At 53.0% G+C, this 7,306-nt stretch carries 11 protein-coding genes and 1 pseudogene; 7 read left to right on the top strand and 5 right to left on the bottom strand.

Translation table 11 applies throughout. The features are described 5' to 3' along the window. The 3 genes and pseudogenes from GJV78_RS21880 to GJV78_RS21870 form a co-directional block, all read right to left on the bottom strand. Positions 1-201: pseudogene (locus GJV78_RS21880) on the bottom strand (hypothetical protein); the annotation flags it as partial. After that, positions 191-913, bottom strand: coding sequence for a transglycosylase SLT domain-containing protein (locus GJV78_RS21875; RefSeq protein WP_155110209.1), 723 nt, complete (start codon positions 911-913; stop codon positions 191-193). The gene GJV78_RS21875 and the pseudogene GJV78_RS21880, both read right to left, overlap by 11 nt. 2 nt (positions 914-915) lie before the next feature. Beyond that, a complete protein-coding gene (locus GJV78_RS21870) occupies positions 916-1,266 on the bottom strand; it encodes a putative holin (protein ID WP_155110208.1) in 351 nt (116 codons plus the stop codon). Positions 1,267-1,445: 179 nt separating this feature from the next. Here GJV78_RS21870 and GJV78_RS21865 point away from each other — a divergent pair, with 179 nt between their 5' ends. After that, entirely contained in the window at positions 1,446-1,703 is a 258-nt protein-coding gene (locus GJV78_RS21865; RefSeq protein ID WP_057057577.1) for a hypothetical protein, read from the top strand. Positions 1,704-1,723: 20 nt separating this feature from the next. Here GJV78_RS21865 and GJV78_RS21860 read toward each other — a convergent pair whose 3' ends face one another. Next, complete coding sequence (locus tag GJV78_RS21860; RefSeq protein WP_100246813.1) at positions 1,724-2,284, bottom strand: DUF2441 domain-containing protein; 561 nt, start codon at positions 2,282-2,284, stop codon at positions 1,724-1,726. A 249-nt stretch (positions 2,285-2,533) separates the two neighbouring features. Here GJV78_RS21860 and GJV78_RS21855 point away from each other — a divergent pair, with 249 nt between their 5' ends. Together GJV78_RS21855 and GJV78_RS21850 are read left to right on the top strand one after the other, a co-directional pair. Beyond that, positions 2,534-3,304, top strand: a complete 771-nt coding sequence (locus GJV78_RS21855) for a DNA adenine methylase (RefSeq protein WP_155110207.1) — start codon at positions 2,534-2,536, stop codon at positions 3,302-3,304. Positions 3,305-3,361: 57 nt separating this feature from the next. Next, the gene (locus tag GJV78_RS21850; RefSeq protein WP_063930249.1) at positions 3,362-3,628 is read left to right on the top strand and encodes a hypothetical protein; all 267 of its coding nucleotides are present in this window, start codon (positions 3,362-3,364) and stop codon (positions 3,626-3,628) included. Positions 3,629-3,748: 120 nt separating this feature from the next. Here the strand turns inward: GJV78_RS21850 and GJV78_RS21845 are convergent, their stop codons facing one another. Next, entirely contained in the window at positions 3,749-4,114 is a 366-nt protein-coding gene (locus GJV78_RS21845) for a helix-turn-helix domain-containing protein (protein WP_054181123.1), read from the bottom strand. Between the two features lie 89 nt (positions 4,115-4,203). On the opposite strand from GJV78_RS21845, the gene GJV78_RS21840 reads away from it, so the two are divergent. From GJV78_RS21840 to GJV78_RS21825, 4 genes are all read left to right on the top strand, one after another. Beyond that, entirely contained in the window at positions 4,204-4,392 is a 189-nt protein-coding gene (locus GJV78_RS21840) for a DNA-binding protein (RefSeq protein WP_016191701.1), read from the top strand. Positions 4,393-4,444: 52 nt separating this feature from the next. Next, positions 4,445-4,750, top strand: a complete 306-nt coding sequence (locus tag GJV78_RS21835; protein WP_020803508.1) for a helix-turn-helix domain-containing protein — start codon at positions 4,445-4,447, stop codon at positions 4,748-4,750. Between the two features lie 9 nt (positions 4,751-4,759). After that, entirely contained in the window at positions 4,760-5,668 is a 909-nt protein-coding gene (locus tag GJV78_RS21830) for a DUF3102 domain-containing protein (RefSeq protein ID WP_095908156.1), read from the top strand. A gap of 3 nt (positions 5,669-5,671) precedes the next feature. Beyond that, positions 5,672-7,306: DDE-type integrase/transposase/recombinase (locus GJV78_RS21825; protein ID WP_155110206.1), on the top strand; the 1,635-nt coding region annotated here is incomplete at its 3' end.

Below are 7,306 nucleotides of genomic sequence, written 5' to 3'. Positions count from 1 at the left end.
AGCGTTCTCAAGCGTTGCCTGCTCCGTTTTGTACGTGTCGAATGCTGACTGCAACTCACTGACCGCCTTATCGCCGTCGCGCGTGGCGTTTTCATGCCCGCTTTTGTAGCCCAGGTAATAAAGCCCAATCAGAAAAGCATTTATGACCACCGCCAGCAGCAGACTGCGCCACGGCAGATTTTTTAGCAGGTTAGTCCACACAGCTGCCGCCTCCCCAGGTGAGATAACGCGGGGCCAGTTCGTGCAGGATGCGCTGCGGATAATGACGGTTCTCCCGCCAGTTGGCAGTGCTGCGTCCGGCATTCACCGTGGCGACATGACCAAACCAGCGGGTGCTGTCCAGCCCCTGCTGCGAGGCCAGCCGTTTGTCCCGCTGTACCCAGCCCAGACCACCGTTATAGCCTGACAGCGTCATGGCCATACGCTCGCAGTCATTGACGGCGCTGACGCGTTGCCACAGCCAGCGGTCATAGCTGACCAGCGCCCGGATGGCCCACGCCGGATTAAACGGCTCGCGGCTGTTCAGCCCCGGCATCAGCTGACTTATCCAGTCAGCTGTGGCGGGCATAAACTGCGCCAGCCCCTGAGCGCCAACCGGCGAGACCGCATCAGGTCGCCAGCCGCTTTCCTGATGCAGCTGTGCGGCGAAGTCAGCCACCGGCGCAGACATTCCCCATTCAAGCCGGGCATTACGGATCACATCGTCGCGATACTGCAGCGCGGCCTGCGGTGGCTGGGCTGCGCGGGCCTGACTGAAGAAGCCGCCACACCAGAGCAGCCAGGCAATAACCAGGTTGCCAGCGAGCTGCCACCAGAAGCTGTATTTATCGTTGCGTGGCTCGCCATGCTTAATGGCGGTTACGCCCAGACCAAAGGCAAGCAGGATGATGAGGGTGATTTGAGGCCAGTTCATGATTACAGCCCCGTCGCCACGGCCAGACAGACTGCGGCAACAATCAGCGCACGGCGGATTAGCGCAGCGGAAAAGACCAGGTGAAGGCCAGTCTGGACGGGGAAGCGACCATCAGCCATCAGCCTGTCATCATGCTTCAGGTACTGACCGGGACGGGCTTTGGGGAAAAGCGAACGGTCAAGCCAGTAGCCCAATACTGCCGCCAGCGTGATGAGTGACAGCTTGTAGACAACCACCGGCAGTTGCTGGGGCGATACAAGACCGATGGTGCCGAGCAGCAGCGCTGAGGTCAGCAGCCAGCCGCTGAGACGTGGTTTTTTAACAGGGGGAATGAATTTTTTCAGTTTTTTCATGGTGCGTCTCCTTGTTGTGTGGGAGACAGCATCACAAATGCCAGGGGAAATGGATTTTAAACAGCGTTAATAGTGATGCGATGGGGCAAAACGCATGATTACTTTGAAAGAACGACAAGGCTGATACACCAATACCTGACTGGCCAACAACCACAGATATTTCTTTGAAGGGAAAACGTATGACTTCGGCAACTGCTAAATCCAGCTCACTCTGTCTGATGGGGATCACCTGCGATGAGTATGAAACTGCGGCAAAAATTTACACCCTCAGCGTCAATGCTGACAATCTTGCAGAGGCAATAAGAGAGATGCAGGCCGCGCTTGAGCAGGTGGAGAAAACGCCAAGAATGCTCACTGAAAATAAGCTGAAAGGAATACTCATTGGACAGATAAGACTGACCATCAGCGCCAATCCAAAAAGCAGATCGGCTTGCTAACTATCTGGCCGTCATATTGCTCATTCCGTTACCCGCCTGCCTGTTGATGCCGGAAGTGGGATAAGTATCTCCCAGAATGGATCTTCACCATTTGCATATGTAAGACTTTCACCTGACCAGTACAGATGTGCCCGACGATATATATCCAGAATCGGACCATCACTGTTAAGCAGTCTCATATCACCACGGTGAACAGGGTTCTGGTTCCTTACTTCATATATCGGCGCTGTCCGTATTCCATCATCACCACGCTCGTTGGCCAGCAATTCCCTGAATTGTTTAACCTCGCTGATTTCCTGACAGGCAAACAGAGACTGATATCGGGACGGTTTATCAGGAAATTCGCTACGCCGTACAAGTTCAAGGATGAGACCAATCAGTAAGGCGTTGTCCCTATGATGGTCTTCATCGAAAAGCGCAGGATTATAGAGATAGTTATAGCCGTGCTTCGACAACCCATCGGGATGTATTTGATTAAGGAATTCAGCCAACTCCGGCTGTTTGGGGGTGTGGTAACGCAGCGTTATCTCATGAAATGGAAACAGACTATTTGCAGAATCGAGCGTGTAATACTTTTCCAACGGAAGGTACATCCTTATCAAATCAGCTAAATGACGTGCTCTTATGCCGCCATCCAGTAAACCGCATTAATAGCCACCGAACATCCCAAAACCGCATCCTGGCAGTGAAAGAACGACCAGCCCGGTGCTCGAACACCGGGCTGGCCATCAACCCACAGGTATGCACTGTGAGCCGACCAGGGTTCAGTCAGTCTCGCGAGACCAGACTAGCCTGCCATATTTTCACTGATTGCAAAAGGCTTACGGATAATGAAAGAACAATCTTTGCCCATCGTTCCCTGGATTGGCGGAAAACGTCGTTTGGCGAAGCATATTTTACCGCTGTTTCCGGCCCATACCTGCTATGTGGAGCCGTTCTGCGGAGCAGCTGCACTTTATTTCCTTAAGACACCCAGCAAGATCGAAGTCATTAACGATATCAACGGTGAGCTGGTGAATCTGTATCGGGTGGTAAAACATCACCTGGAAGAGTTTGTCCGCCAGTTCAAATGGGCGCTGGTCAGCCGTCAGATTTACAGATGGTTGCAGGATACGCCGGAAGAAACGCTCACCGACATTCAGCGGGCGGCCCGGTTCTACTACCTGCAGAAACAGGCGTTTGGCGGCAAGGTGGCCGATCACTCGTTCGGAACCTCCACCACAAGTGCGCCGCGCTTTAACCTCCTGCGCATCGAAGAAGAACTGTCGATGGCACACCTGCGCCTGTCGAGAACGCTGATAGAGCATCTGGACTGGCACCAGTGCATAGAGCGATATGATCGCCCGCATACGCTGTTCTACTGTGACCCACCATACTGGGGAACAGAGGGCTATGGCGTGGATTTTCCGATAGGGAACTACATCCACATGTCGGAACTGGCGCGGAACATCAAAGGGAAAATGATTATATCGGTGAACGATATCCCTGAAATGCGGCAGGCGTTCAACGGACTGAACATTCAGACAGTTGATATCAGCTACAACCTGAAGATCACAGGTAAAGCTACGCCACGGAAAGAATTAGTGATTTGTAATTTTTAATTAAATAGAATCGTTAATAGGTCACCGAATTTGAACCCACTTACAATGGATTATGCTATGAAATTTAAGATCGCTGTTCTGATTTCTACCTTTTTAGTCGCTGGAAATACTTTGGCTGATAGCGTCATGAAAGCTGAATTTCATTCAATGCAAGAATGTCTATCAGCTATAAAGGCAAATGGTGGCGAACCACTCAAAATCATTCAGGATAAGCCAGACATGGTGACTGGACGATTGCCTAACGAGAAAATGTTCGCCTGCGAAAAGAAAGAGACAGGGTCTAAAGGCACTTACTTTGAAGGTTGGTTTATGGTCAAAGATTAACAGTTTTGTCGTGGCAAGAGCTTAGGCCTTGCCACCTTACTTTTTTTTGATAAGCCTTTCCCGATAAGCAGCTAACTCAACCACATTCCCTTTACCGTGAAATTCTTATAAGCCCTCTCCCTACCCAGCAAACTTGCTTGGTTTTGGTTGAGTGAGGACTTTGCCGACCTCAAGAATAGCCCTCCGCTGCTCAGGACTCATATCATCAAACGCATCCATCAGAGCCTGTTTCTCCGTTGAGATACCCTGCACTGATGAAGTCCCATCTCCCAAGATAAATTGTTCACCAACACCTGTGAGAAGCCAATTGAGGTTTATACCCAACTGTGTGCACAACTTCGTTAAGCCTGCAATATTAGGTTCCCTGTCGCCATTCAAATAGCTTTGAGCGGTACGGTAAGGCAGCTCGCAAATCTCAGCGAACTCTTTGATTGAGCTGATCTTCTTTTGTTTTAGTACTTCTTTTAATCGCTCAGCTATACACATTTGCGTCTCTTTCGTTGCTTTATACACGTTTGTGTATATAATCTATCACACATAAGGCAAACATCATTGCATCAACAAAGGAGACAACGATGACTGCAGAACAAGTCAAATCACTCTTCCGCCAGCGCGGGGTCACTTTCACCCGCTGGGCTGAAGAAAACGGCTACAGCCGCAATGAGGTCTACCGGGTTCTTAACGGCTTCACTAAAGGTCGTTACGGCAAATCACACGAAATTGCCGTGAAGCTGGGTCTGAAACCAGATTCGAATGCGGCGTAACGTTTTAGCCCGTGTAACAGATTATCACATATCGCAAAAAGGGGAATGTGACATGAGTAAGGCAAATGTATCCAGTTCTGGCTCCCGCATTCTGCGCGTTCTTAAAGCACTGCGTGGCCACGCCCTGAACGGTGTTTCTAACGGTGAACTGGCATCGGCTCTGGGCGAGTCACCGGCGAATATCAATCGTGCGCTCAATACCCTTATCGAAGAAGGACTGGCCCTGAAACTGGATAACGGGCGCTTCGCCCCTGGAGTCCAGCTCTTACAAATCGCCATGGCGCACAGTACCGAAATGGCGCGGGCGCAGGATCGTATTAATGAAATTAACCAGCGTGTTATGGCTGGCAGTCGCTAAGGAGTTGAAATGGGACGCACAAAATCACAACCAGTTGAACTGATGGAAGATGCACCGCTGAGTGATGGCCTCAACGTTAGTCTTAATGCCATGACCGAACATCGCCTTGAAATCATGCAGCAGTTCGGTGACGGGTTGCCGTATGAACGTGATCGTATTGTCCATGAAACACGTTTTTACATGGCTCAAAGTGCTGAAGCCATGCTGGAGGCGGGTAAGAGACTGGTAATTCTCAAAGAAAATGAGCCGCATGGTGACTTCACTGAGATCGTAACTGGGCAACTCGGATTACCCAAAAGTACAGCGCATCGAATGATGCAAGCGTCGTTGAAGTATTTAACACCATCACTTGAGTCAAAAGTCCCGACGTTGGGACATTTGGGTAAATCGAAGCTGTTTGAGCTAATGACAGAAGATGATGAGTCTCTTACTGAGCTGGCTGACGGTGGTACCGTAGCAGGTTTGACGCTGGATGAGGTAGATCGCATGAGCTGTCGGGAATTACGTCAGGCTCTTCGCGAAGCCCGTGAAACCAACGCAGCACAACAGCGCGTGCTGGCCGACAAAAACGAAAAAATCGACTCGCTTTCCACAAAACTGGAGAAGAAATCCCGTATCCAGCCGCCCAAGCCTGACGAAGAGGTGAAGAAGCTGCGTGCGGAAGTTACAGCGTTAGCGGTTGAGGCGGAATCTGCCATCGCCGTTCGACTGTCCAGCGCCTTTGAGACCCTGTGCGCATACTGTGCTGAAAATATGATTGATACCCCCAGAGACTTTATGGCCGGTCTGGTCTGCCAGCTGGAAAGCACCGCGCGTAGCCTGCGCTCCACATTTGACCTGCCGGACGAGCCGACAGGCAACGCCGCCCCTTCATGGCTGACTGACCCGACGCCAGAGATTAACGGGCAGGAGGCATAACCCATGAGTGCCGCCCTGACTGAACGACTGGTTTATGTTGCCCGCGCGGCACGTGACGCGGGGCATGGTAAGCGTGGTGCGATATATGATGCCGCCTGCGCTGAACTGGGCATGTCCCGCGCCACCCTGCTGCGCAAGCTGAAGGAGGTATCAGTGACTGACAAACGTAAAAAACGCGCCGATGCCGGGCGCAGCGCCCTGAGCCGCGATGAAGCCGCGCTGATATCTGCCACGCTGCGCGAGGCTACCCGTAAGAACGGCAAGCGCCTGTATTCCATCGCGGATGCGGTGGAGACCCTGCGGTCAAACGGCTTTATCACTGCTGGCAGAACGGACGAGGCCACAGGCGAGTTTTTCCCGCTGTCCGAGGACACCATCAGCCGCGCCCTGCGGAACTATGGTCTGCACCCGGAACAGCTTGACGCACCGGCCCCGTCGTCCGAGATGGCCAGCCTGCATCCCAATCACGTCTGGGAGATTGATGCCTCACTTTGTACGCTTTACTACCTGAGCAACGGCCATAAAGGGCTGCAGGTGATGGACAGCGCTAAGTTCTACAAGAACAAGCCAGCCAACATCGCCCGCATTGCCAGTGACCGCGTGTGGAGTTACGAGATTACCGACCATACCAGCGGCTGGATTTACGTTGAGTACGTGATGGGTGCGGAATCTGGTGAGAACCTCTGTTCTGTGCTTATCAACGCCATGCAGGAGCGCGGTGGCGCGGACGTGCTGCACGGCGTGCCGAAAATACTCTACCTTGACCCCGGTTCGGCGAACACCGCTGGCATGACGAAAAACATGTGCCGCTCGCTGGGCATCAACCTGATAGCGCATAAACCGCATAACGCCCGCGCCACCGGGCAGGTGGAAAAAGCCCGTGACATTATTGAACGCAAGCTGGAGCCGGGTCTCAAGTTCCAGCCGGTTCACAGCCTGGAAGAGCTGAACGCGCTGGCCGTGAAATGGCGCAGCCACTTTAACGCCACGGCTGTTCACAGCCGCCACGGTAAAACCCGCACGGATATCTGGCTGAAGATTAATGCTGACCAGCTGAAAAAAGCGCCATCCGTTGAGGTTTGCCGCGAACTAGCGGTGGCCGCACCGGAACTCCGTAAGGTCACGCCAAAACTGCGCGTCTCGTTCCGGGGCAATGAGTTTGACGTTTCGACGGTACCGGGCGTACTGGTCGGCGAAAAACTGATGATTACCCGTAACCCGTGGCGCAGCGATGTGGCGCAGGTGGTACTGACCGGTGAGGACGGCCACGAGACGTTCTTCCTGGTTGAAGAGGTCAGAAAGAACGAGTTTGGCTTTGCCGAAAGCGCGGCGGTATTTGGCGAAAACTACAAAGCCCTGCCGGAGACCCCGGCGCAGACGGCGGCAAAAGAAATCGAAGAGCTGGTCACCGGCACCGATAACGCTGCCGATGCAGCTGCTGCACGCAAGGCGAAGGCGCTGCCGTTCGGCGGGCAACTTGACCCGTACAAACATATCGACGACACCACGCTTCCGGCCTATATGCCGAAGCGCGGTCAGGCTTCAGACGTGCGCGGGCCGCGTATTGAGCAGCGTCCCATGACCCATGTAGAGGCGTCGAAAGCCCTGCGCGAGAAGTTCAGCGCTAACGGCCATACC

Origin of the sequence: Intestinirhabdus alba, from assembly GCF_009711095.1 — a bacterium.
Classification (GTDB): domain Bacteria; phylum Pseudomonadota; class Gammaproteobacteria; order Enterobacterales; family Enterobacteriaceae; genus Intestinirhabdus; species Intestinirhabdus alba.
The sequence above is the reverse complement of the archived record's forward strand: the minus strand, read 5'-3'. Positions and strand labels throughout refer to the sequence as shown.